This is a genomic window from Abyssibius alkaniclasticus, from assembly GCF_020447305.1.
Lineage (GTDB): Bacteria > Pseudomonadota > Alphaproteobacteria > Rhodobacterales > Rhodobacteraceae > Abyssibius > Abyssibius alkaniclasticus.
On record NZ_CP095732.1, the window covers coordinates 1,112,566 to 1,135,268 of the forward strand.

Annotated in this window: 22 protein-coding genes and 1 riboswitch; of the genes, 14 read left to right on the forward strand and 8 right to left on the reverse strand. The window is 62.3% G+C overall.

Features of this window, described 5'->3' with window-relative positions:
* Positions 1–14: 14 nt before the first annotated feature.
* Positions 15–671, forward strand: a complete 657-nt coding sequence (locus LGT41_RS05695; protein ID WP_274129146.1) for a GntR family transcriptional regulator — start codon at positions 15–17, stop codon at positions 669–671.
* A 2-nt stretch (positions 672–673) separates the two neighbouring features.
* Here LGT41_RS05695 and LGT41_RS05700 read toward each other — a convergent pair whose 3' ends face one another.
* The 5 genes from LGT41_RS05700 to LGT41_RS05720 form a co-directional block, all read right to left on the reverse strand.
* Complete coding sequence (locus LGT41_RS05700; RefSeq protein WP_274129147.1) at positions 674–1,651, reverse strand: dipeptide ABC transporter ATP-binding protein; 978 nt, start codon at positions 1,649–1,651, stop codon at positions 674–676.
* Positions 1,648–2,619: an ABC transporter ATP-binding protein gene (locus LGT41_RS05705; protein WP_274129148.1), complete on the reverse strand. Its 972-nt coding sequence runs from the start codon at positions 2,617–2,619 to the stop codon at positions 1,648–1,650. The genes LGT41_RS05700 and LGT41_RS05705 overlap by 4 nt, the downstream gene beginning before the upstream one ends.
* 3 nt (positions 2,620–2,622) lie before the next feature.
* Positions 2,623–3,513 (reverse strand): ABC transporter permease subunit, encoded by an 891-nt coding sequence (locus LGT41_RS05710; RefSeq protein WP_274129149.1) that lies wholly within the window; start codon positions 3,511–3,513, stop codon positions 2,623–2,625.
* Between the two features lie 4 nt (positions 3,514–3,517).
* Entirely contained in the window at positions 3,518–4,525 is a 1,008-nt protein-coding gene (locus LGT41_RS05715) for an ABC transporter permease subunit (RefSeq protein WP_274129151.1), read from the reverse strand.
* A gap of 91 nt (positions 4,526–4,616) precedes the next feature.
* Positions 4,617–6,209 (reverse strand): ABC transporter substrate-binding protein, encoded by a 1,593-nt coding sequence (locus tag LGT41_RS05720; RefSeq protein WP_274129152.1) that lies wholly within the window; start codon positions 6,207–6,209, stop codon positions 4,617–4,619.
* A 238-nt stretch (positions 6,210–6,447) separates the two neighbouring features.
* On the opposite strand from LGT41_RS05720, the gene LGT41_RS05725 reads away from it, so the two are divergent.
* The gene (locus LGT41_RS05725; protein WP_274129153.1) at positions 6,448–7,248 is read left to right on the forward strand and encodes a phytanoyl-CoA dioxygenase family protein; all 801 of its coding nucleotides are present in this window, start codon (positions 6,448–6,450) and stop codon (positions 7,246–7,248) included.
* Here the strand turns inward: LGT41_RS05725 and LGT41_RS05730 are convergent.
* Positions 7,227–8,453 carry an MFS transporter gene (locus LGT41_RS05730; RefSeq protein ID WP_274129154.1) on the reverse strand — a complete coding sequence of 409 codons (1,227 nt, stop codon included), beginning with the start codon at positions 8,451–8,453 and terminating at the stop codon, positions 7,227–7,229. The two genes, LGT41_RS05725 and LGT41_RS05730, sit on opposite strands and share 22 nt — an antisense overlap.
* 317 nt (positions 8,454–8,770) lie before the next feature.
* Here LGT41_RS05730 and LGT41_RS05735 point away from each other — a divergent pair, with 317 nt between their 5' ends.
* The gene (locus LGT41_RS05735; RefSeq protein WP_274129155.1) at positions 8,771–10,033 is read left to right on the forward strand and encodes a DEAD/DEAH box helicase; all 1,263 of its coding nucleotides are present in this window, start codon (positions 8,771–8,773) and stop codon (positions 10,031–10,033) included.
* Between the two features lie 4 nt (positions 10,034–10,037).
* Here LGT41_RS05735 and cobD read toward each other — a convergent pair whose 3' ends face one another.
* Positions 10,038–11,027, reverse strand: a complete 990-nt coding sequence (cobD, locus tag LGT41_RS05740; protein ID WP_274129156.1) for a threonine-phosphate decarboxylase CobD — start codon at positions 11,025–11,027, stop codon at positions 10,038–10,040.
* A 29-nt stretch (positions 11,028–11,056) separates the two neighbouring features.
* On the opposite strand from cobD, the gene LGT41_RS05745 reads away from it, so the two are divergent.
* From LGT41_RS05745 to LGT41_RS05760, 4 genes are read left to right on the forward strand one after another with little or no spacing between them, the layout of a single operon-like run.
* Positions 11,057–11,869 carry a propanediol utilization protein gene (locus LGT41_RS05745; protein WP_274129157.1) on the forward strand — a complete coding sequence of 271 codons (813 nt, stop codon included), beginning with the start codon at positions 11,057–11,059 and terminating at the stop codon, positions 11,867–11,869.
* Positions 11,866–12,927, forward strand: coding sequence for a cobalt-precorrin-5B (C(1))-methyltransferase (locus LGT41_RS05750; RefSeq protein ID WP_274129158.1), 1,062 nt, complete (start codon positions 11,866–11,868; stop codon positions 12,925–12,927). The genes LGT41_RS05745 and LGT41_RS05750 overlap by 4 nt, the downstream gene beginning before the upstream one ends.
* Entirely contained in the window at positions 12,927–13,631 is a 705-nt protein-coding gene (locus LGT41_RS05755) for a cobalt-precorrin-6A reductase (protein ID WP_274129159.1), read from the forward strand. Before LGT41_RS05750 ends, LGT41_RS05755 begins: the two co-directional genes overlap by 1 nt.
* The gene (locus LGT41_RS05760; protein ID WP_274129160.1) at positions 13,628–13,996 is read left to right on the forward strand and encodes a DUF1636 domain-containing protein; all 369 of its coding nucleotides are present in this window, start codon (positions 13,628–13,630) and stop codon (positions 13,994–13,996) included. Before LGT41_RS05755 ends, LGT41_RS05760 begins: the two co-directional genes overlap by 4 nt.
* Before the next feature lie 5 nt (positions 13,997–14,001).
* Here LGT41_RS05760 and LGT41_RS05765 read toward each other — a convergent pair whose 3' ends face one another.
* Positions 14,002–14,775 carry a hypothetical protein gene (locus tag LGT41_RS05765; RefSeq protein WP_274129161.1) on the reverse strand — a complete coding sequence of 258 codons (774 nt, stop codon included), beginning with the start codon at positions 14,773–14,775 and terminating at the stop codon, positions 14,002–14,004.
* Positions 14,776–15,170: 395 nt separating this feature from the next.
* A riboswitch (cobalamin riboswitch) is annotated at positions 15,171–15,376 on the forward strand.
* 35 nt (positions 15,377–15,411) lie between these two features.
* Here LGT41_RS05765 and LGT41_RS05770 point away from each other — a divergent pair.
* The 7 genes from LGT41_RS05770 (at position 15,412) to cobO (ending at position 22,703) form a co-directional block, all read left to right on the forward strand.
* Positions 15,412–15,579 carry a CbtB domain-containing protein gene (locus tag LGT41_RS05770; protein ID WP_274129162.1) on the forward strand — a complete coding sequence of 56 codons (168 nt, stop codon included), beginning with the start codon at positions 15,412–15,414 and terminating at the stop codon, positions 15,577–15,579.
* A gap of 3 nt (positions 15,580–15,582) precedes the next feature.
* Positions 15,583–16,317 carry a CbtA family protein gene (locus tag LGT41_RS05775; protein WP_274129163.1) on the forward strand — a complete coding sequence of 245 codons (735 nt, stop codon included), beginning with the start codon at positions 15,583–15,585 and terminating at the stop codon, positions 16,315–16,317.
* Positions 16,318–17,388: a cobalamin biosynthesis protein CobW gene (cobW, locus tag LGT41_RS05780; RefSeq protein WP_274129164.1), complete on the forward strand. Its 1,071-nt coding sequence runs from the start codon at positions 16,318–16,320 to the stop codon at positions 17,386–17,388.
* A 32-nt stretch (positions 17,389–17,420) separates the two neighbouring features.
* Positions 17,421–21,161, forward strand: a complete 3,741-nt coding sequence (cobN, locus tag LGT41_RS05785; RefSeq protein WP_274129165.1) for a cobaltochelatase subunit CobN — start codon at positions 17,421–17,423, stop codon at positions 21,159–21,161.
* Positions 21,158–21,616, forward strand: coding sequence for a GNAT family N-acetyltransferase (locus tag LGT41_RS05790; RefSeq protein WP_274129166.1), 459 nt, complete (start codon positions 21,158–21,160; stop codon positions 21,614–21,616). Before cobN ends, LGT41_RS05790 begins: the two co-directional genes overlap by 4 nt.
* On the forward strand, positions 21,613–22,005 hold the full coding sequence (locus LGT41_RS05795) for a GFA family protein (protein ID WP_274129167.1): 393 nt from the start codon (positions 21,613–21,615) through the stop codon (positions 22,003–22,005). The genes LGT41_RS05790 and LGT41_RS05795 overlap by 4 nt, the downstream gene beginning before the upstream one ends.
* An 89-nt stretch (positions 22,006–22,094) precedes the next feature.
* Positions 22,095–22,703 (forward strand): cob(I)yrinic acid a,c-diamide adenosyltransferase, encoded by a 609-nt coding sequence (gene cobO, locus LGT41_RS05800; RefSeq protein WP_274129168.1) that lies wholly within the window; start codon positions 22,095–22,097, stop codon positions 22,701–22,703.

Sequence of the window (22,703 nt, forward strand, 5' to 3'; positions counted from 1 at the left end):
AATCGGAGCAAAAGGTGCGACACCCGCAGGATAAACCAAAGCCCAAAAGCCTGTCGCAGCTGGCATATGAATGCCTTGAAAACGAGATTGTCACCATGAAACTGCCCCCCGGCATTCTGGTGACCGAGGCGCAGTTGCGCGACCAGCTTGGCCTTGGCCGCACACCCTTGCGCGAGGCGATGCAGCGGCTGCAATGGGAAGGGCTGATCGAGGTGCGCCCGCGCGCGGGCATTCGGGTGACGGATTTGCGCCAGAGCGATTTTGCCAAAGTGCTGCGTCTGCGCCACACGCTTGAGCCTGAACTCGTGGCCGCCGCGGTTGCGAATTCGACCGAGAAGCAGCGCGCCTATTTTGCCAGATTGCGTGCGGATTTTGTAAAATCCGAGGCGCAAAATGACCGTGCCGCATTTCTGAAGGCCGACAAGGCGCTCGATTCCTATATGGCGGAACTGGCCGACGAGCCGTTTCTGGCGCTGTCGATTGCGCCTTTGCAAACCCATTCGCGCCGTTTCTGGTATCGGTTCTTTTCGGCCAATGGCGTGGCGGCGGCCGTGCAACTGCACCTGCCGCTGATTGATGCCTGCCATGCGGGCGCGGGCGAGCCGGCGCGCGGGGCCAGCCAAACGCTGCTGGCGGGTCTTCTGGCCAACGCGACCGCGCAGATGGCGTAACGCTAATCGGCCACGGTTTCGGCGTGGTGGCAGGCGGTGAGCTGGCCGCCGACCTTGCGCAGCTCCGGGCGGTCTTTTTTGCAGATTTCGGTGGCGAAACGGCAGCGCGCATGAAAGGCGCAGCCCGGCGGCACGTTCAGCGGCGAGGGCAACTCGCCTTCCAGCTTGATCCGTTTGCGCGGGGCTTCGGGGTCGGCCACCGGCGTGGCCGAGAGCAGCGCGCGCGTATAGGGGTGGCGCGGATTGCCGAAAATCTCTTCCTTGCTGCCATATTCGACCACGCGGCCGAGATACATCACCATCACATCATTCGCCATGTGTTTGACGACCGAAAGGTCATGGCTGATGAACAGATAGGCGAGGTTCAACCGGTCTTGCAATTCAACAAGCAGGTTCAGAATCTGCCCCTGGATAGACAGGTCGAGTGCGGAAACAGGTTCATCCAGCACCAGCACGCGCGGGTCCATCATCAGCGCGCGGGCCACGGCAATGCGCTGGCGCTGACCGCCCGAGAACATATGCGGGTAACGGTCGTAATGTTCGGGGCGCAAGCCGACCTGGGTGAGCATTTTGCGGGCGCGTTCCTCGCGTTCCTTGGCCGGAATATCGCGCCGGTTGATCAGCAAAGGTTCTTCCAGAATCTTGCCGATTTTCTGGCGCGGGTTGAGCGAGCCGAACGGGTTTTGAAACACGATCTGCACGGTCGAGCGGAGCTGAACCCGCTCGGCATTCGTCGCCTTGGCCACGTCGATGCCGTCGATGTTCAGCGCGCCTGCGGTGGGCGGTTCGATCATCGTGACAACGCGCGCCAGTGTCGATTTTCCGCAACCCGATTCACCCACCACGGCCAGCGTGCGCCCCGGTGCCAGCGTGAAGCTGGTTTCGGACAATGCGTGCAGATCCTGCCCTTTGGAGAACATGCTGGCCCCCACATGGTAGGTGCGCGTCAGATGGTTGGCGGTTACAATGGGGGCTGTCATGCTGTGGCCTCGGACTTGATATTCAACGGATGGTGGCACAGCGCCTGACCTTGGGGCACGCGCGGCGGCGGCGTGGTCTTGCAAATTTCGGTTGCATGGGCGCAGCGCGGCGAGAACAGGCAGCCTTCGGGGCGGTCGAACTGCCCCGGCACAACCCCCGGAATGGTGGGCAAAAGCCGCGTTGTCGCGCGCTCGGGCAAAGCTTCCAGCAGCGCCGAGGTATAGGGGTGGTGCGGTGTGGCGAACAAATCGCGCACATGCTGTTCTTCCACCTTCTGGCCCGCATATTGCACCGAAACCCGCTCGGCGGTTTCGGCGATCACGCCCATATCATGGGTGATCAGCACCAAGCCCATGCCGGTTTCGCGCTGCAAACCGATCAGCAGATCGAGGATTTGCGCCTGAATGGTCACGTCAAGCGCGGTGGTTGGTTCATCCGCAATCAGCAGTTTGGGTTTGCAGGCAATGGCCATTGCGATCATCACGCGCTGGTTCATGCCGCCCGAAAGCTGGTGCGGAAAGGTGTTGAGCCGCTTTTCGGGCGAGGGCAGGCCGACCTGTTCGAGCAGTTCCACCGCGCGGGCCTGGCGCTGGGCGCGGTCCATCGTGGTGTGTTTACGAAGCGATTCCTTGATCTGGTAGCCGACGGTGAAGCACGGGTTGAGCGATGACATCGGCTCCTGGAAGATCATCGCCATATCGCGCCCGATCAGGCGGCGGCGGTCTTTGGGGCGGATGGTGAGCAGATCGTGGCCCGCAAATTCCATCTTGTCGGCGGTGACATTCGCCGTCCAGGGCAGCAGGCCCATCAGGGCGAGCATCGACACCGATTTGCCCGAGCCGCTTTCGCCGACAATGGCCTGAATTTCGCCGGGGTCGAGCGCAAGATCGACCCCGTCAACCGCCTTGAACGGGCCGGAGCCGGTGGTGAAGGACACCGAAAGATTGCGGATTTCGAGCAGCGCCATGCTTCAGCTCCTTTTCAGCTTGGGGTCAAGCGCGTCGCGCAGCCCGTCGCCCATCAGGTTGATGGCCAGAACGGTGATGAGAATCGCAAGGCCGGGCAGGGTTACAACCCACCATGCGCGCTGGATGAATTCGCGGCTTTCGGCCAGCATCGTGCCCCATTCCGGGGTAGGGGGCTGCGCACCCATGCCCAGAAAGCCAAGCGCGGCGGCATCCAGAATGGCGGTGGAAAACGATAATGCGCCCTGCACGATAATGGGTGCCATGCAGTTGGGCAGCACGGTTCTGAACATGAGCCGCAGCCTGCCGGCACCGGCAACGCGGGCCGCGGTAACATATTCCTTGGGCAATTCCCCCATAACGGCGGCGCGGGTCAGGCGCACATAATGGGGTTGCAGAACAATGGCGATGGCAATCATCGCATTCAGCAGCGACGGGCCGAGGATGGCCACCAGCACCAGCGCCAGCAACAGGCTGGGAAAGGCGAGGATGATGTCCATCACGCGCATGATCAGCGTATCGACCCAGCCGCGCGCAAAGCCTGCGATCAGCCCGATCAGAATGCCGCCGGTTGCGGCAATGGCCACCACGACAAGCCCGATGAAAAAGGAAAAGCGCGCGCCGTAAAGCAGGCGCGAAAGCATGTCGCGCCCCGTCGGGTCGGTGCCAAGCACGAAGCGCCACGAGCCACCCTCTTGCCAGACGGGGGGCTGGAGCAGCGCATCGCGGTATTGCGCAATCGGGGAATGCGGGGCGATGACGGGGGCCAGAATGGCCAGCGCCAGCAGAATGCCAAAAACCCAAAGCCCGATGACCGCGCCGCGATTTTCGGAAAAATACGTCCAGAATTCACGCAGACGGCCCGGCGGGGCGCTATGTGTTGTCACTATGCTCATACTGTCATCCGTTGCGAATTTTGGGGTTGATCCAGCCATAGAGCAGATCGACCGACAGGTTGACGATCATCACCATCACGGCGATCATCAGCAGACCACCCTGCACGACCGGATAGTCGCGGCGGAAAATACTGTCGACCATCCATTTGCCAATGCCCGGCCATGAGAAGATTGTTTCGGTCAGAATGGCGCCCGCCAGCAAAGTGCCAACCGAAAGCCCGATCACCGTGATGACCGGAATCATCGCATTGCGCAGCGCGTGGATGCCGTTGATGCGCATGGGCGACAGCCCCTTTGCGCGGGCGGTGCGGATATAATCCTCGCTCAGCACTTCAAGCATGGCGCTGCGGGTCTGGCGTGCAATCACCGCCAGCGGAATCGTGCCCAGCACGATGGTGGGCAATATCAAATGCTGCACCGCCGATGCGAAAGCCCCCTTCTGGCCCGACAGCAGACTGTCGATCAGCATGAAGCCGGTCACATCGTCAAAGTAATACAGCAGCGATATGCGCCCCGAAACCGGGGTCAGCCCCCATTGGCCGGACACCACGATAATCAGCAGCAACGCCCACCAGAAAATGGGCATGGAATAGCCGATCAGCGCGGTCGACATCAGCGCGCGGTCAAAGAACTTGCCGCGGTTCACGGCGGCAATCACGCCGGCAGGCAGCCCCAGCAGCACCGCAAAGATCATCGCGCTGATCGACAATTCCAGCGTGGCGGGGAACAGGGTGAAAAACTCGTCCCAGACGGGCTTTTTGGTGACAATCGAACTGCCAAGATCGCCTTGCAGCACGCCCATAAGGTAGGCGCCGTATTGCTCCCAGATCGGCCGGTCAAAGCCGAACTGGATCATCAGCTCGGCATGGCGCTCGGCGCTCATCCCGCGTTCGCCGGCCATGACAAGCAGCGGATCGCCGGGGATGGCGCGGATGAAGCCGAATGAAATGATGGTCACGCCAAGGAAGGTTGGCAGAAAGGTCAACAATCGGCGGAGGAAAAACTTTAGCATCGCATGTCCTTGCAAGGCTGGCACGCGCCGTCGCGGGTGCAAATCGGGCCGGTGGCGTTAACCACCGGCCCGTTCAAGGCTTGGTTGAAGCTTATTCAGCCAGGCTTACATTGGTGAAGATATGGCCGCCCAGCGGGTGAACGACATAGCCTTCAACTTCGTTACGCACCGGCATGAACACAACCGAATGCGCAATCGTCAGCCACGGCGCCTGTGCCTTGAAGACAACCTGAGCTTCTTCATACAGGCGGGTCCGCTCGGCAACATTCGAGGTGACTTTGGCCGCGTCGATCAGCGCCTGGAATTCGGGGTTGCACCATTGCGCACGGTTGGAACCGCCCACACCGTCACAGCCAAGCAGAACGGCAAGGAAGTTGTCCGGATCACCATTGTCGCCGGTCCAGCCAAGCAGAACGGCACCGGCACGGTCCAATGCCTTGGAGCGTTCCAGATACTCGCCCCATTCATAGGAGACGATCTCGACCTCGACCCCGATATTGGCCAGATCGGCCTGCATCATTTCCGCCATACGGCGGGCATTGGGGTTGTAAGGGCGCTGAACGGGCATGGCCCAGATTTCCATCGACAGGTTTTCAACACCTTCGGCGGCCAGCATTTCGCGGGCTTTCTCGGGGTCGAACGGATAGTCCTCGATGTCGTTGTTATACGACCACATGGTCGGCGGAATCGGGTTCACGGCCTGACGGCCCGCCCCCTGGAACACAACATCCAGAATGGCCTGACGGTCGATCGCCATGCTCAGCGCAAGGCGGACATTGGGATTGTCGAACGGCGGAACCTGGGTGTTGAAGGCCAGATAGCCCACATTCAGGCCTTCCTGGCTCATCATGGTGATGTTTTCATCGGCTTCCATAGCCGCAATATCGGCCGGGTTCGGATAGGGCATGACCTGGCATTCATTGGCCTGCAGCTTCTGGTAACGCACCGAAGCATCGGGGGTAATGGCGAATACAAGGTTCTCCAGCGCGGTGTCGCCTGCCCAGTAGCCCACGTTACGGGTGTAACGGATCACGGCGTCTTTCTGATAGGCGACAAACTCGAACGGGCCCGTGCCAATGGGTGCCTGGTTCAGGTTTTCAGGTGTGCCCGCATCCAGCATGGCCTGTGCGTATTCAGCCGAAACGATCGAGGCAAAATCCATCGCCATATTGGCAACGAAGGGCGCTTCCGGGCGGTTCAGCACGAATTTGACCGTGTAATCGTCAACACGGACGATTTCCTTGATCAGATCGGGCATCGACATGCCGTTGAAATATTCCCAGGTGCCGCCGGAAACCTGATAATAGGGGTTGTCCGGGTTGCCCTGACGATCGAAGGAAAAGATCACGTCATCGGCGTTGAAATCGCGGGTGGGGGTGAAATAGTCGGTGGTGTGGAACTGAACACCCTGGCGCAGGTTGAACGTGTATTCCAACCCGTCTTCCGACACTTCATAGCTTTCAGCCAGCCCGGGGATCACCTCGGTGGTGCCGACCTTGAATTCAACCAGACGGTTGTAGATCGGGTGCGACGAGGCATCGAATGTGGTGCCCGAAGTATATAGCGCCGGGTCAAACCCTTCTGGCGAGCCTTCCGAGCAGTAGACCAGCGTCTGGGCCGAGGCCGACAGGCCGATCAGCGCCGCGACCGCAGTCGTGCTGGCAAGTTTAAGGAATGGTAGCATTCAGAAATCCTCCTGATGTTTTTTATCATTAAGCAAGGCGGCGGGTGCAATGATTGCCCCGTTGTCACCCTGCCCTCCCTTCGGATTGCGGGAGTGTGATATATGTGACATCAATACTCAACCCTGTTTCGCAATTTCCCATAGTTTTCGTGTGTTTCCCATTCGGGCCTGGAACGGCCCGGCTGTTGCACCCGTTGCAAGCGTTGGGTAGCGTTGCGCCAGATACAGGAGCAAGCCCATGCCACACCCAGTTGTAAACGATGAAATGATCACAGCCTATCAGCGCGACGGGGCCGTGCTGGTCAAGGGGCTTTGGGCCGATTGGGTTGACATTCTTGCCGCCGGCATAGAGCGCAATATGGCCAAGCCGGGCGAATATGCCGCCGAAAACCTGAAACCGGGCGATGGCGGGCGGTTTTTTGATGATTACTGCAACTGGCAGCGCATTCCCGAATTTGCCGAGGTGATCATGAAATCGGAGGCCGCCGCAGTTGCGGCCGCGCTGATGGGCTCGCAAACAGTGCAGGTATTTCATGACCATGTGTTGGTGAAAGAGCCCGGCACATCCAAGCCAACCCCGTGGCACCAGGATGGCCCCTATTACTTTGTCGAGGGGCGGCAGAATGTCAGCTTCTGGTCGCCGATGGATGCGGTGACCGCGGCCAGCCTGCGCTGCGTGGCCGGTTCGCATGAATGGCCGCGCGAGGTGCTGCCCACCCGCTGGCTGAACGAGGATGCCTTCTATCCCGACCCCGAAAAATACATGCCCGTGCCCGACCCGGATGCCGAGAGCATGACGGTGCTGGAATGGGACATGGAGCCGGGCGATGCCGTGGCCTTCAACTTTCGCACCCTGCACGGGGCGCGCGGCAATACTTCGCAAAATCGCCGCCGCGCGTTTTCCTTGCGCCTGCTGGGCGATGATATGCGCTATGTGGAGCGCCCCGGCCGCACCTCACCCCCCTTTCCGGGGCATGGGATGGCGGCGGGCCAGAAGCTGCGGGAAGACTGGTTTCCCTATCTACCTGTTGCGGGTTGAGCGCGCAGCAGTGCAAGGCAGATCAGCGGGCTGCACAACGCGGCCACGCCAAGGCCGATCAGCAGCGCGTTCATGCCGAACCTCGAAATGATCAGCGCCGAAAGCAATGGTGCCGATGCCTGCACCGCCAGTGCGGGCACCGCCAGCCGCCCGATCCAGCGCGCGTAATCTGCCTGACCGAACAGCGCCAGCGGCACGGTGCCGCGCGCAATCGTTGTCAGCCCGTTGCCCGCCCCATAGGCGATGACCGCCAGCGCCAGAAACGGCTGGCCAAGCAGCAACAGCCCAACCCCAAGCGCCAGCGCGATATTGGAAATGAACAGGGTATAAAGCGGATGCAGGCGCTCGCCACCGATCCGTTCCAGCAACCGGGCGCCTACTTGCGCGGGGCCGATCATTGCGCCAAGCCCGACCGCCACGGCCGCGCTGGCGCCAAGCGCGCCAAGAATGGCCAGCAGATGCACCGAAAGCGTGGCCGAGATGAAGCCCGAGATCATCAGATTGATGGCAAGGGCTGTAAATATGGAGATCTGGCGCAGCGTCGCCTGCGGCGCGCGGGCAGGGCGCAGTGTTGAGGGTGCATCACGTGAATGCGGGCGCGGCAGGCCGCGACGATAGAAGGGCAGCAGCAGGCAAAGCAGCGCCAGCGCATAGGTAAAGCAGAGCATCCGCCAGCCGATAAGCGGCAACAGCCACGCGCCCAGCGGCCACATGGCGGTGCTGGCAAAGCCGCCAAACAGCGTGACATTGGTAATCGCCCGCCGCGTGCCGCTGGCAAATATCAGCCCCAGCGCGGAAAAGGCGGCGGTATAGAGCCCCATCGCCATGCCAAGCCCCAGCACAAGCCAGCCCAGCACCCAAACCGCCGGGCTATGCGCCGCCCCAAGCAGGCCCAGCCCCGCTGCGTTGAGGATAAGCCCGACACTCAGCACACGGCGCGCGGTTGTGGCCACCATCCAATGGCCGACCGTGGGTGCAACCAGCCCCGATACCAGCACGCAAAGCGAGAATGCCCCAAAGACCAGCCCCTCGCTCCACCCGGTTTCGGCGCGCACGGGGGCTGAAATAACGGCCGGCAGGTAATAGGTCATCCCCCAGACAATCAACTGGCCCATGCCGATGATGACGGTGATCTGACGCGATTTCAGAGGGGTCGAATGCACGGCGCGGCCTTTGGATGATTGCACCTCCTTGGCAGATTTCACGCTGTCGCAAAAGCAAATTCACTTGTGCGCTGCAGCATCATGCGGCTTGACTTTCGCGCCAATCCCCCCGATATGCACCCCATACCGCTGCCGCGTGAGCAGCCTGCGCCCGTTTGATGCCATCTTCCAGATGAATTCTACGCCTGCGCCAAACATAACGGGGGCGATGCGCCCCATACCCTTTTTCCGGTTCCCAATTCACGCGGGGTTCTGGCGGCCCCCGGTGGGCCGCACCCGTTTCGCACCGCGCATTTGCGCGGAGCGGTTTTGATTCTGGCACCGCGCCTTTGCGCCGGGCCACACCAAAGGACTGCGCAATGACGCAATTTTCCGACCTCGGGCTTGCCCCGAACCTGCTCAACGCCATCACCGCGATGGGCTATACCGAAGCCACGCCCATTCAGGCACAGGCCATTCCCGAAATTCTGAAGGGCCGCGACCTTATGGGCCTTGCCCAGACCGGCACAGGCAAAACCGCCGCCTTTGGCCTGCCACTGGTGCAGCGCCTGATGCCGCTGCCCGACCGCCCCGCGCCCAAATCGGTGCGCGCGCTTATTCTGGCCCCGACCCGCGAGCTGACAACGCAGATTTTCGACAATCTGCGCGCCATGACGAAAAACTCGCATTTGCGCATCAACATGGTCATCGGCGGGGCGTCGCTGCACCGTCAGGCACAGAACCTGTCGCGCGGCACCGATATTCTTGTGGCCACGCCGGGCCGGTTGATTGACCTGCTCGAACGCCGCGATGTGCGCCTTGATGCCGCCGATTTTCTGGTGTTGGACGAGGCTGACCAGATGCTCGACATGGGGTTCATCCACGCGCTGCGCCGGATTGCCAAGCTGCTGCCGACCAAGCGCCAGACGCTGCTGTTTTCCGCCACCATGCCCAAGCTGATGGCCGAACTGGCGCAAACCTACCTGACCAACCCCGTGCGCGTGCAGGTATCACCCCCCGGCAAGGCGGCGGATAAAGTGCGCCAGTCGGTGCATTTTGTAAGCCAAAAGGGTAAATACACGCTGCTGCGCGAGTTGCTGAGCGAAAACCCCGATGATCTGTCGCTGATCTTTGCGCGCACCAAGCATGGCGCCGAAAAGCTGATGAAGCTGCTGGTGAGCCATGATTTCAAGGCGATCTCCATTCACGGCAACAAAAGCCAGAACCAGCGCGACCGCGCGATCAAGGGCTTCAAATCGGGTGAATACCGCATTCTTGTGGCCACCGATGTGGCGGCGCGGGGCATTGATATTCCCGGCGTGAGCCATGTCTATAACTATGATCTGCCGGATGTGGCCGAGAATTACGTCCACCGCATTGGCCGCACGGCGCGGGCCGGCAAGGGCGGCGAGGCTGTGGCCTTCTGCGCGCCGACCGAAAACAAGACCCTGCGCGAGATCGAAAAGCTGATGAAGATCGAGATCGAAACCGCCAGCGGCGTGATGCAACCCGACGAGGATGCCCCCAAGCAGCAGCGCGGCGGCGGTGGCCGTCGGGGTGGGCAGGGCCGCCCGGCTGGTGTGGCCCCGCTTGGCAAACCGAAATCAGCCCAAGGCCGCCAGCGCCGCCGTAAATCGGCTTGACGGATCAGAATGACGCCAGGGCCGCCGCGAGGCGGCCTTGTGCATTTCCGGGCAGGCCAAGGCGCAGCCAGTTTGGCGCATAGGGAAAAACACGCGTCCAGATATGTTGGCGTGCAAGATGTTTGTGCAAAGCAGCGGCGCGGTCATGCGCAACGGTTACAAATAGCGGCGTCTGGCCGATGCATTCGGCCCCTGTCGATATCAGCAGATCGTGCAGCGCCTGTGCCTCATCGGCCAGCCTTGCCTGCATATCGGCCTGCCAGGCCGTGTCGGCCAATGCCGTAATCCCCGCCTCGATTGCCGGGCCGCTTACCGCCCACAGCCCGAAGGTGCGGCCAAGGCGTTCAATCAACCCCGCCTCGCCCAAAGCAAAGCCCAGCCGCAGCCCGGCCAGCCCGTAGAACTTGCCAAAACTGCGCAGAATGATCAGCCGCTCCTGCCCGGCCAGATCGGCCAGTGACAGGCCCGGCTCTGCATCGGCAAAGCTTTCATCGACGATGACGATCGCGCCCTCATCCAGCCAGGCCTGTAGCGTGTCGCGCCCCCAGCGGCGGCCATCGGGGTTGTTGGGGTTTACAACCAGCCGGACCGGCCCGGTGGGCGTGGCGGTTTCCGTTACCTTGAAGCCATGTGCGCGAAATGTGGCGGCGTGTTCGTTATAGGTGGGGCTGGCAATGCTGACAGGCAGGCGCGCCAGCACCTTTGGCAGCGCCTCGATCAAGGCCTGCGCGCCAGGGGCGGGAAGAATACCCGCCGTATCCGGCACCCCGTAAGCCGAGCGTGCCACAGCGCACAAGGCCGCCAGCCGCCCGGCATCGGGCAGGGCGGTAAAGGCGCGGGCGGGCAATGGGCCCAGCGGATAGGCATGGGGGTTGATACCGGTCGACAGGTCGAGCCAGCCTTCCATCGTGCCGCCATATTGCGCGATGGCTGCGGATAAATTGCCGCCGTGGTCGCGCGCGGGGCGCTGAACGGTCGCTGGGAAGCTTTGCAAGGGGCAGACTTTCGCGCTAGAGCAAGTGCATGGAGATTTGCGCCCCTTCTAGCCCGGCACGGCCCGCCACTCAAGCGCGGGGGGCGCTGGTTTTTGGCCATATGGGCGAGTTGGTGCAGGGGCGGCTGGGCAAGGACGGGCCGCTGGCGCTGGTGACATTGCCCTGCACCCGGGTGCGCGTGCGCGCGCGGTTTGGCGACGGCACGCCGCCGCTGGCCGCGGCAATGGCCACGCGGCTGGGCCATAAGGGTGCGGCGATTGCGATTGATGCCAATGTGCCGCCCGGCTGCGGTGCGGGTATCTCGACGGCCACGCTGCTGGCCACCTTGCGGCTGCTGGCCCCGGGCCTGTCGGCTGAAGCGGACTCGGCGCATATGCTGGCGGTTGAAGGCGCGGTAGACCCGCTGGCCTTCGCGCCCTCGCCGCCGCGTATCTGGGCCAGCCGCCAGGCGCAAACGCTTGAAATTTTGCCGGCCTTCCCGCCCCTTGTTGCCGTGGGTGGCTTCGACGGGCCGGGCCAGGTGACAGATCCGGCGGATGACAATTTCCCCGATATGTCGGCGGCCTTCGCGCTGTTGCGCAGCCCGACGCCTGCAAATATCGGCCAGGCGGCGCGCCTGTCGGCAGAGGCCAACCAACAGCGCAACCCGCGCCCGAACTGGGCGGCCGTGCAAAACATTGCCCGGCAAACCGGCGCGCTGGGCATTGCCGTGGCGCATACAGGCTCGGCCATCAGCCTGCTCTTTGTGCCGGGCGCTGTGGGCCTGGACCGCGCGCAATCCGGGCTTTCAGCCCTTGGCCTCAGCCATGTCATGCGCTTTGCGTTTGGTGGTGGCGCATGACCGCGCCGCCCAAAAAGCTGCGCCGTGGCTGGACAACCGGCACCTGTGCCGCCGCTGCCGCCAAGGCCGCAATGCAGGCGCTGCTGAGCGGGCATTTTCCAGCCACGGTGCAAATCACCCTGCCACAGGGGCAACAGCCGGCGTTCAAGCTATCCATGCAGGTTCTGGGCGATGGCTGGGCACAGGCGGGCATCATCAAGGATGCCGGCGACGACCCCGATGTCACCCACGGGGCCGAAATTCGCGCGCGCATTTGCCACGGCACACCCGGCGCGGGGCTGGTTTTTGTGGCGGGCGAAGGGGTGGGCACCGTAACCAAGCCTGGCCTGCCGCTGGGTGTGGGCGAGCCTGCCATCAACCCTGTGCCGCGCCTGATGATCGATGCCGCGCTCACCGAGGTGCTGGAGGGGGCCGCGCCCGACTTCACCGTCGAAATCTCCATTCCCAACGGGGCCGAGATTGCGCTGAAAACATGGAACGGGCGGCTGGGTATCAAAGGCGGGTTGTCGATTCTCGGCACCACCGGCATTGTGCGCCCGTTTTCCTGCGCGGCCTGGATAGCCTCGATTCATCGCGGTATCGATGTCGCCCGCGCCGAGGGGCGCAGCCATGTGATTGCCGCCACCGGCAATGCCTCGGAAGCCGGGGCGCGCAAGCTGACAGGGCTCGATGAAAGCGCCTGTCTGGATATGGGCGATTTTGCGGGCGGCGTGCTGAAATACCTGCGCCGCCACCCGATCGCGCGGCTCACGCTGGCGGGCGGGATTGGTAAGTTTGCCAAACTGGCGCAAGGCGCGATGGATCTGCATTCGGCGCGCTCACAGGTGGACTTCGCCGCGCTCGCCGCCCTTGGCACCAAGGCCGGGCTGGACCCGGAGCCGATTTCCGCTGCCGAAACCGCGCTGGCCGCACTGGATTATGGCGGCGCAGCCTTGGCGATGGAGGTGGCAAGGGCCGCGCGCGCCCAAGCCCGCGCCGCCCTTGCACCGGCAGAAATTGCGGTGCAGGTGCTGGTCTGCGACCGGGCCGGCAACATCATCGCGGATACGGGGTTTTGATGCGGGTGCTGCTGCTTGGCGGCACGGGCGAAGCGCGCGAACTCGCCGCGCTGCTTGCCGCGCGCGGCATTGACGCAACGCTTTCGCTGGCGGGCGTGACAGATGCACCGCACAGCCCCCTGCCGCAGCGCCGTGTGGGGTTTGGCGGGGTGGCGGGGCTGGCTGGCTATATCCGCGCGCATACCATCACCCATATCATCGACGCCACCCACCCGTTTGCCGCGCAGATGAGCCACCATGCCGCTGCCGCAAGCTCTGAAACCGGCGCCAAGCTGTTGCGCCTGATCCGCCCCGCATGGGCGCTTCGTGCGCATTGGCAGGCGGTTGACAGCCTTGCCGATGCCGCCGCCGCGCTGCCAGCGGGCGCCCGTGTTTTCCTGACGGTCGGCGGCCAGTCGCTTACGGCATTCCAGCGGCGTGATCTGTGGTGCCTGACCCGCGCAATCGCCCCGCCCGCAACGCGGCTGCGGGGCGAGGTGCTGCTGGCCCGCCCGCCGTTTTCGCTGGAGGCTGAGGCCGCGCTGATGCGCGAGCGCGCCATCACCCATCTGGTGACCAAAAACGCAGGCGGCAGCCAGACCGCCGCCAAGCTTGACGCGGCGGATGCGCTGGGGATAAAGGTTGTCATCATCAACCGCCCCGTGCTACCGCCTGCCCCCGAATGGGCCACGCCCGAAACTCTGCTTGGGGCGCTTTTGGCATGACAACAACCATCCTCGTTTGCGATACCTGCCGCTTTTCGGCAAAGGAAAAACTGTGCGGCGATAAAACCGGCGGCGAGATTCTGGGCGACCACATTGCCGCCGCCCTGCCAGAAGGCGTAAAAATGCGCCGCCATTCCTGCCTGATGGGGTGCGACCACCACTGCAACCTCGCCATCCGCGCCCCCGGCAAGCTGACCTATGTGCTGGGCGCGTTCGAACCAACGGCAGAATCCGCCGCCGCAGTGGTGGAATTCGCCGCGAAATTCGATGAATCGGAAACGGGCCGCGTGCCCTTCAAGGAATGGCCGGTCGGCGTGAAAGGGCATTTCGTGAGCCGGATGCCCCCGATTGAGGAGGATGGGTGATTAAGCTATCGCAGCCTAACCCCATTTTTTGAAACCACCACACCTTTGCGCCACTGGCTGTCCTTCATTACCGTAGGGTAACTCTTTGCATAGTCGCGATAGAGATCATTCGTCACCGCGAAGGAAATTGGCAGGTGTTTTAGGCTTTCGAGAATATATTTATCGGCCTGATTTCCACTTGGCACCACATAGATTTCATTCGCTGATAGCCCGAAAATGTCCTCGAGTAATTTAGTTGAATGGGCCTGTTCCCTGGGGAATGCGCCATCCTCGTTCAGCGTATAAAAGATATTGGCATCAAAGAAACTGACAATGCGATAGCCTTTGGCGCGAAGTTGATGAGCGAGTTCGCCAAGCGGTTGGGCATCCAGCCCGTTGCTCCGTCCAAAGTGGTAAATGTTGCTGCCATCAAAGACGGCGGTTTTTGCATCTAGTCGCAAATCGCGCATAAACCCCTGACGATCATTTGCCAGCAGATCATGTATTCTGGGGCGTGGGGGTCGCGCAGTTCGCGTGTTGGTTTTGCTTCGAAGATAGACAATAAACCAAAATATCAGCAGCGCAGCCAATAGGACCAACACCAGGTTTTCGTCTATATCGGGGCGCATCGTGAACCACCAAACGGGAAGCGTAATGATCGCCGCCAACAGCACCAAGTTCAGCAGGTAGAACGCAGTATTTCGCGCCGCTGCACTCAATTTGGACGGCGATCTTACTTCATTGGCGGATGCTAATACGGGCGTTAGTTTGTCGCCGAGTGTTAATGGTTTATGCGTCATTATGTTGTTCTACGAAATCTTGAATGCAAAGCCAGTGCTAGAATTCTCAGAAAACGAAATGCCCTTCAAGTTGCCGTAAGTTGTATTTGGTTCGTGTTGTGATTGAGCAACTTACGCGCTTCCTTGCAACGTCAATTTATACCCCGCCCGGAATCAAGTCGAAGGCGCCGGGCAGCGCCTGCCCGTTCCGGCGGGCTGGCGCTTTGGTGGTGGCAATGCGTTGCTAGGCCATAGGGCGGGGGTGCGGGGATAAAGTGTGCCGCTCCACGATGGCAGCGCCATCCCACGGGCAGGCGCTGCCCGGCTTGCGCTTTGACTGCGTGAATCGCCGCATCCTGTCGCAAACGGGCCTCAACCTGTCTTGGCTAACTTGACAAGCCCGTCCCTCGGCCTCCATACATAACCTGATGAGAAGTTTTCATCCCTCCGGGGGTGGATAAATGGGAATACGGGACAGGCCAGCCCATAGGGCACCTGAAGCCGTAGCCGCCCCCGCGACTGTACGTGGCGAGCGCGCACCGGAACCACTGACCTCGGTCGGGAAGGGGTGTAGGCGCAAGGACCCACAAGCCAGGAGACCGGCTTTGCATCGACCTTGAAACCTCCGTCGGGGATGACGGATTTAGGAGATGAGACATGACGACCAACACACAGGCAAAAGCCGCCTCCACCAACCTTGCGACCATTCTTTTTGTTGCCATTCTGGGCGCGGGTTTGCTGTTTACCGCAGGCTTTGCAAATTCGGCCACATTGCATGATTCTGCGCATGATTCGCGCCATGCCATCGGCTTTCCCTGCCACTGAACAATGCTTAAAAAACTGGTTGCCAGCGGAATGATCGCTGGCGTTGCGGCGGGGTTGATTGCCACCCTGCTGCAACTGGCGCTTGTTTTGCCTTTGATTTTGCAGGCGGAACTCTATGAAAACGGCACGCTTGTGCATGTTGCGCAAGCCGCCCCCGACCATCATGCAGAGCCTGACAGCGCGGCGGAAAGCCCGCAAGAAGCTACGCCCGAGCCCGCCGAAACTGCCGGGTTCAACCTTGAGCGCAACGCGCTGACGCTGCTGTCCAACATCGCGGCATTTGGCGGCTTTGGCCTGCTGCTGGTTGCCGCTTTCGGGCTGGCGCAGCGGCAGGGCATTGCCGTGTCCGCCCGCATGGGCGCGCTTTGGGGGCTGGGGGGCTTTGCGGCCTTCCAAATTGCGACCGGTGCGGGCCTGCCGCCGGAACTGCCGGGCAATTTCGCCGCCGATCTTCAGGCGCGCCAGATCTGGTGGCTGTCTGCGGCTTTGCTTTCGGCGGCCGGTATCTACACGCTGGCCTATATGCGCAGCCTGTCTGGCATTGCGCTGGGTGCGTTGCTCATTGCGCTGCCGCATCTTTATGGCGCGCCGCATCCGCAGGGTTATGGTGGCGTTGTGCCGCCCGAGCTTATGGCGCTTTATGTCGCGCGCGCCTATGCCGTTGGCGCGGTTGCCTGGCTGGTGCTGGGCACGGTTGCCGGCATGGTCTGGGCACGTATCCAATCACAGGAGGCTTAGATGCCCGCAAAAATTCCAACGACAATCATCACCGGCTTTCTGGGCGCGGGGAAGACCACGCTCATCCGCCATATGCTGCAAAATGCAGGCGGCAAGCGCATCGCGCTGATCATCAACGAGTTTGGCGACCTTGGTGTCGACGGCGAGGTGCTGAAGGGCTGCGGCATCGAGGGCTGCGCCGATGATGACGTGATGGAACTGTCCAACGGCTGCATCTGCTGCACCGTGGCCGAAGACTTTGTGCCGACGCTGGAAAAGCTGCTGGGCCGTGAAACCCCGCCCGACCATATTGTGATCGAGACTTCGGGCCTTGCCTTGCCGCAGCCGCTGGTGCGCGCCTTCGCATGGCCGGAAATCCGCAGCCGGGTAACGGTGGATGGCGTGGTCACGCTGGTGGATTCGGTGGCGCTGCACGAGGGCCGCTTCGCCCATAACGAGGCGGCGGTTGATGCGCAGCGCGCCGCAGATGACGGGCTTGACCATGAAACCCCGCTCTCTGAACTGTTCGACGACCAGTTGGCCTGTGCCGATATGGTGGTGCTGAACAAGACCGACCTGCTTGATGCCGCCGCGCTTGACGCGCTGGAGACACGTCTGAAGGCCGAGCTGCGCAGCGGTGTGCGGATGATCCGCGCACAGCACGGCGCAATCTCGCCCGCGCTGCTGCTGGGCCTGGGTATCGGGGCGGAGGATGATCTGGATGCACGCGCCGAGCATCACCACCATCACCACGATGATGATGAAGACGACGCCCACGCCCACGACCATCATCATGACCACGGCCATGACGAGTTTGAAACCTTTCAGGTGGATACCGGCGCGCTTGGTGATGTCGAAGCCTATGTCGCACGGCTCAAATCCACCATCGCCGCGCATGATATTCTGCGGCTGAAGGGCTTTGCGCAAGTGGGTGAAAAGCCCATGCGGCTGGTCATTCAGGCGGTTGGCCCGCGTATCGAACACTATTTCGACCGCCCGCTGACGGCGGCTGAAAAGGGCCGCACGCGGCTGGTTGTGATTGGCGAGACGGGGTTGAAACAGGGCGATATTGCAACCGCCTTGCAGGCCTGACAGGCTGCGCGCAGCAATAAAGGGGCGGTGCCATGCATTTGCTACAGGTTCAGGCGGGCGAGATCAGCGATGGCACCTCGCCCGTAGACCTTGGCCAGACGCCCGCCGAAATTGTGGTGATTTCGGCAGCCGATACCGAGATTGCCGCCCTTTCAGCAGCGCGCGAAGGGGCGGGTGAGACCAGCCTGCGCCTCGCCAGCCTGCTGAACCTTGGCCATAACTTCACCGTCGACAAATACCTTGATGACACGGCAAGCCATGCCAGACTTGTGGTGGTGCGCGTGCTGGGTGGCCGCGCCTATTGGCCCTACGGGGTGGAGCAATTCGCCATCCGGCTGGCGGGTGCGGGCATTGGCCTTGCGCTGCTGCCGGGCGATGACAAGCCCGACCCGGACCTGCGCAGCCTGTCCAACATTCCAAATGCGGATTACGACGCGCTTTGGTCCTATCTCACCGAGGGTGGGCCGGAGAATGCCACGAATTTTCTGCGCTATGCCCGTGCGATGGTGGCGGGCAGTGCGCGCCCCCAACCGGCCCGCCCGCTGCTGCGCGCCGGGCTGTATTTTCCGGGGCTGGACTCGCCCGACCTTGCCAGCCTGCGCCAGCATTGGCAGCCCGATGCACCTGTTGTGGCGGTGGTGTTTTACCGCGCCTTGGTGCAGGGCGCGGGGCTGCACCCGATCAACCGGCTGATCAAGGCGCTGCTGGCCAAGGGGATGAACCCGCTGCCGGTTTATGTCGCTTCGCTGAAGGATGCGGTTTCGGCGGCAACGCTGGCAGGGCTGATGGAAGATGCCCCGCCAGCCCTGGTGCTGAATGCCACCAGTTTTGCCATTTCCACCCCCGGTGCCTTCGCCGGCACCGTGCTTGATGCGCCCGGCGCGCCGGTGTTCCAGATCGTCTTTGCCGGGGGCACCGAGGCGGGGTGGGAGGCGGGCACATCAGGCCTTTCGGCCCGCGATATCGCCATGAATGTCAGCCTGCCGGAGCTTGATGGGCGCATTCTGACGCGCGCGCTGTCCTTCAAGGGCGAGGCGTATTTTGACGCGGCGACCGAATGCCTCATCTCCACCTATCGCGCGCATGGTGAGCGCATCGGCTTTGTCGCCGAGCTTGCCGCCAACTGGGCCAGGCTGCGCACAACGCCGCCTGCTGAGAAGCGCGTGGCGCTGGTGCTGGCAAACTATCCGAACAAGGACGGGCGGCTTGCCAATGGCGTGGGGCTGGACACCCCCGCCGCAACGGTCGATTTTCTGGCGACGCTGGCTGAAAACGGCTACCGCGTGCATAACCCGCCCGCCACATCGGCCGAGCTGATGGCGCAAATAACCGCAGGGCCAACCAACTGGCTGACCGACCGCGCGCAGCGCAGCGGCGGTGTGCGCCTGACGCTTGCGGAATACCACCTGGACTGGGGCCAGCTGCCCGCCGAAATGCGCCAAAAAGTCACCGAGCGTTGGGGCTTGCCCGAGGCCGACCCGTTCTTCAAGCAGGGCGAGGTGGATTGTGGCGCCTTCGCGCTGTCGGTGTTTGAATTCGGCAATGTCGTGATCGGCGTGCAGCCCGCACGGGGCTATAATATCGACCCGACCGATAGTTACCATTCGCCCGACCTTGTGCCGCCGCATAACTATCTGGCCTTCTATTTCTGGCTGCGCAATGCCTTCCGCGCCAATGCGATTGTGCATATGGGCAAGCATGGCAATCTGGAATGGCTGCCGGGCAAGGCGCTGGCCCTGTCGAACCAGTGCTTTCCCGAAGCCGCCCTTGGCCCGACGCCGCATTTCTACCCGTTCATTGTGAACGACCCCGGCGAAGGCACGCAAGCCAAGCGCCGCGCGCAGACGGTGATCATCGACCATCTGACCCCGCCGCTGACGCGGGCTGAAAACTATGGCGCGCTGAAGGATCTGGAGGCGCTGGTCGATGAATATTACGAGGCTGCGGGCGTGGATGCGCGCCGCACCGCCCTGCTGCGCCGTGAAATTCTGAGCCTGACGGCGACAACGGAACTCGACAAGGATGCAGGTCTGACCGATGGCGATGACGACGAAGCGCGCCTGCAAAAGCTCGACGCCTATCTGTGTGACCTCAAAGAAAGCCAGATCCGCGACGGGTTGCACATTTTTGGCCGCGCGCCCGAAGGCCGCCTGGCGCGGGATCTGGCGGCGGCTTTGGTGCGCTTGCCGCGCGGCGATGGCAAGGGCCGTAATGCCAGCCTGTTGCGGGCTTTGGCCGTGGATCTCGGTCTCAACGATACGCAAGTGCCCAGCTATAGCGGCCTGCCGCAAGCGTTCGATCCGCTGGATTGCCAGATGAGCGCGCCTTGGACAGGCCCGCGCCCGATAGAAATGCGCCCACTATCCGATGACCCGTGGCGGACAGCGGGCGATACGGTGGAACGGCTGGAGCTTCTTGCCGCCAGGCTGATTGCCGGTGCAAAAGCCCCCGGCCCCGCAAGTGCTGCGGTGATGGAAGAGGTCAACAGCCGCGTTGCCCCCGATATTGCGGCCTGTGGGCCTGCAGAGAGGGGGGCGCTCCTCACCGGCCTTGCTGGCCAATTCGTCACGCCCGGCCCTTCGGGCGCACCCAGCCGGGGGCGGTTGGATGTATTGCCGACGGGAAGGAATTTTTATTCGATCGACAGCCGCACCCTGCCGACGCCAACCGCCTGGACACTCGGCTGGAAATCGGCCACGCAGCTGTTGGAGCGGCATTTGCAGGATGCGGGCGATCATCTGCGCAGCGCGGTGATCACGGCCTGGGGCACGTCGAACATGCGCACGGGTGGCGATGATATTGCTCAGGCGCTGGCGCTGATGGGGGCCAGGCCGAAATGGGACGAGGCCAGCCGCCGCGTGACGGGGTTCGAGATTATCCCCGCCTCGGTGCTTGACCGCCCGCGCGTGGATGTGACCTTGCGCATTTCCGGCTTTTTCCGCGATGCTTTTCCCGCACAGATTGACCTTGTCGACAGTGCGGCGCGCGCGATCATGGCGCTGGACGAGCCGGAGGATATCAACCCCGCCGCCGCGCGCTTTCGCGCCGAGGCGGCCCGGCATGGCGAAGACCGCGCCGGCATTCGCGTTTTCGGTGCCAAGCCGGGGGCTTACGGTGCGGGCCTTCAGGCGCTGATCGACGAGCGTATCTGGAACAGCCGCGCCGACCTTGGGGCTGCTTACTTGGAATGGGGCGGCTATGCCTATGGTGCGGGCGCTGAAGGCCCGCGCGCCCGCGACATGCTGGAAGCCCGGCTTGGCCGCGCCGAGGCGGTGATCCAGAACCAGGACAACCGCGAACATGATCTGCTGGATAGCGATGATTACTATCAGTTCGAAGGTGGGGCCGCCGCCGCCATTGAAAGCCTGCGGGGCATTGCACCGACCGTGTATCATGCCGACCATTCCCGCCCCGAACGCCCGGTCATCCGCACGCTGGATGAGGAGATCGGCCGCGTGATGCGTAGCCGCGTGGTCAACCCGAAATGGATAGACGGGGTAAAGCGCCACGGCTACAAGGGCGCGTTCGAAATGGCGGCAACGCTGGATTATCTGTTCGCCTTCGCCGCCACCACGCGGGCGGTGAAGAACCACCATTTCGACATGATCCACGCCGCCTATCTGGAGGATGAGGCCACACGCGACTTCATCGCCGAAGCCAACCCCGCCGCCTTGCGCGAAATGGCCGACCGGCTGGCCGAGGCAATAGAGCGCGGGCTTTGGGTGCCAAAATCCAACTCCGCGCGCGGGCTGATTGACAGGCTGCGCGCATGAAGCCGCGCCGTGTGGCAGCGCCCTATGACTGGGCGGCGCTGCACCGGCTGATTGCCGATAGCTTCGCCTATATGGACGGGCGGATCGCCCCGCCATCCTCTATTGCCAGCCTCACCCCGGCGGCGATTGCGGCCCATGCCGCCGCGCATGATGTCTGGGTGATCGAGGCGGGCAGCACCCCTGTCGCCTGCCTGCTCGGGCAGGTGAAGGGCGATCGTTACTATCTTGGCAAAATCGCGGTTGATGCTGCGCATCGCAACCTTGGTTTGGCGCGCAGGCTGATGGAAGCTAGTGCCACAAATGCAACGGGCTGCGCCGCGCTTCAGCTTCAAACGCGCGTTGAGCTTGTTGAAAACCAGCGGGCTTTCGCGCGGCTTGGCTTTGTAATTGTGGCCGAATCCTCGCATTCGGGTTACGCTAGGCCAACCAGTGTGACAATGGAGCGGCCAATATGAGCTATGTTGCAACACATACCGGGCGCTGCCTGTGCGGGGCGGTCACCTACAGCTATGACCCGCCGGTGAAGTGGATGGCCCATTGCCATTGCGAAAGCTGTCGGCGGGCCACGTCTTCGGCCTTCACCTCGTATTTTTGTGTGCGCGACGGGCAGTGGCAATGGACGGGGGCCGCCCCGCAAACCTACGAATCCAGCCCCGATGTCTGGCGCGATTTCTGCCCGACCTGTGGCAGCCCGATGGCCTATCGCGCCAAACGCTACCCCGGCGAAATTCATTTTCATGCCGCAACGCTTACCGCCGATACGCATTTCATTCCCACCATCCATGTTCATGCCGACGAGGCTGTGGGCTGGGTGCAGCTTGGCGACAATTTGCGCCGCAAGTAGCCCAGGTTTGTTCGAATTTCCCGTGGCCAGCATTGCGCCGATGGGGCTACACTCCTCCCAAACCACGCCCCTGAACAAGGACAATCCCGATGACAGACGACACTGCCCGCCATAACGAGAAGATGGCCAAGAAAAAGGCCGCGCGCGACAAGATCATGGCCACCAAAAGCGGCGAAAAAGGGCTGATCGTTGTGCATACCGGCAAGGGCAAGGGTAAATCCAGCGCCGCCTTCGGCATGATCTTTCGCTGCATCGCATGGGATATGCCTTGCGCGGTTGTGCAATTCATCAAGGGCGGAATGGAAAGCGGCGAGAAGAAGCTGATCACCGAGAAATTCGCCGATATTTGCCCGTTTTATGCAATGGGTGAGGGCTTTACCTGGGAAACGCAGGACCGCGCGCGCGATATTGAAATGGCACAGGCCGCCTGGGAAAAGGCCAAGGAGCTTATCCGCGACACGCGCAACAAAATGGTGCTGCTCGACGAGATCAACATCGCGCTGCGTTATGAATATCTGGACATCGACGCGGTCATCGCCTTTTTGAAAGACGAAAAGCCGCCCATGACCCATGTCGTGCTGACCGGGCGCAATGCACATGAAAAGCTGCTGGACATTGCCGATCTGGCCACCGAAATGGAGCTGTTGAAACATCCGTTCCGGGGCGGCATCAAAGCCCAGCGCGGCGTGGAATTTTAA

Bases quoted from the DNA above. Each gene is read 5' to 3' on its own strand.
- LGT41_RS05795 (WP_274129167.1), top strand. From the start codon at position 21,613: ATGAGCTATGTTGCAACACATACCGGGCGCTGCCTGTGCGGGGCGGTC.
- LGT41_RS05710 (WP_274129149.1), bottom strand. From the start codon at position 3,513: ATGAGCATAGTGACAACACATAGCGCCCCGCCGGGCCGTCTGCGTGAA.
- LGT41_RS05750 (WP_274129158.1), top strand. From the start codon at position 11,866: ATGACCGCGCCGCCCAAAAAGCTGCGCCGTGGCTGGACAACCGGCACC.
- LGT41_RS05725 (WP_274129153.1), top strand. From the start codon at position 6,448: ATGCCACACCCAGTTGTAAACGATGAAATGATCACAGCCTATCAGCGC.
- LGT41_RS05790 (WP_274129166.1), top strand. From the start codon at position 21,158: ATGAAGCCGCGCCGTGTGGCAGCGCCCTATGACTGGGCGGCGCTGCAC.
- LGT41_RS05745 (WP_274129157.1), top strand. From the start codon at position 11,057: ATGGAGATTTGCGCCCCTTCTAGCCCGGCACGGCCCGCCACTCAAGCG.
- LGT41_RS05715 (WP_274129151.1), bottom strand. From the start codon at position 4,525: ATGCTAAAGTTTTTCCTCCGCCGATTGTTGACCTTTCTGCCAACCTTC.
- LGT41_RS05755 (WP_274129159.1), top strand. From the start codon at position 12,927: ATGCGGGTGCTGCTGCTTGGCGGCACGGGCGAAGCGCGCGAACTCGCC.
- cobO (WP_274129168.1), top strand. From the start codon at position 22,095: ATGACAGACGACACTGCCCGCCATAACGAGAAGATGGCCAAGAAAAAG.
- LGT41_RS05705 (WP_274129148.1), bottom strand. From the start codon at position 2,619: ATGGCGCTGCTCGAAATCCGCAATCTTTCGGTGTCCTTCACCACCGGC.
- LGT41_RS05765 (WP_274129161.1), bottom strand. From the start codon at position 14,775: ATGACGCATAAACCATTAACACTCGGCGACAAACTAACGCCCGTATTA.
- LGT41_RS05700 (WP_274129147.1), bottom strand. From the start codon at position 1,651: ATGACAGCCCCCATTGTAACCGCCAACCATCTGACGCGCACCTACCAT.
- LGT41_RS05770 (WP_274129162.1), top strand. From the start codon at position 15,412: ATGACGACCAACACACAGGCAAAAGCCGCCTCCACCAACCTTGCGACC.
- cobN (WP_274129165.1), top strand. From the start codon at position 17,421: ATGCATTTGCTACAGGTTCAGGCGGGCGAGATCAGCGATGGCACCTCG.
- cobW (WP_274129164.1), top strand. From the start codon at position 16,318: ATGCCCGCAAAAATTCCAACGACAATCATCACCGGCTTTCTGGGCGCG.
- LGT41_RS05735 (WP_274129155.1), top strand. From the start codon at position 8,771: ATGACGCAATTTTCCGACCTCGGGCTTGCCCCGAACCTGCTCAACGCC.
- LGT41_RS05720 (WP_274129152.1), bottom strand. From the start codon at position 6,209: ATGCTACCATTCCTTAAACTTGCCAGCACGACTGCGGTCGCGGCGCTG.
- LGT41_RS05775 (WP_274129163.1), top strand. From the start codon at position 15,583: ATGCTTAAAAAACTGGTTGCCAGCGGAATGATCGCTGGCGTTGCGGCG.
- LGT41_RS05760 (WP_274129160.1), top strand. From the start codon at position 13,628: ATGACAACAACCATCCTCGTTTGCGATACCTGCCGCTTTTCGGCAAAG.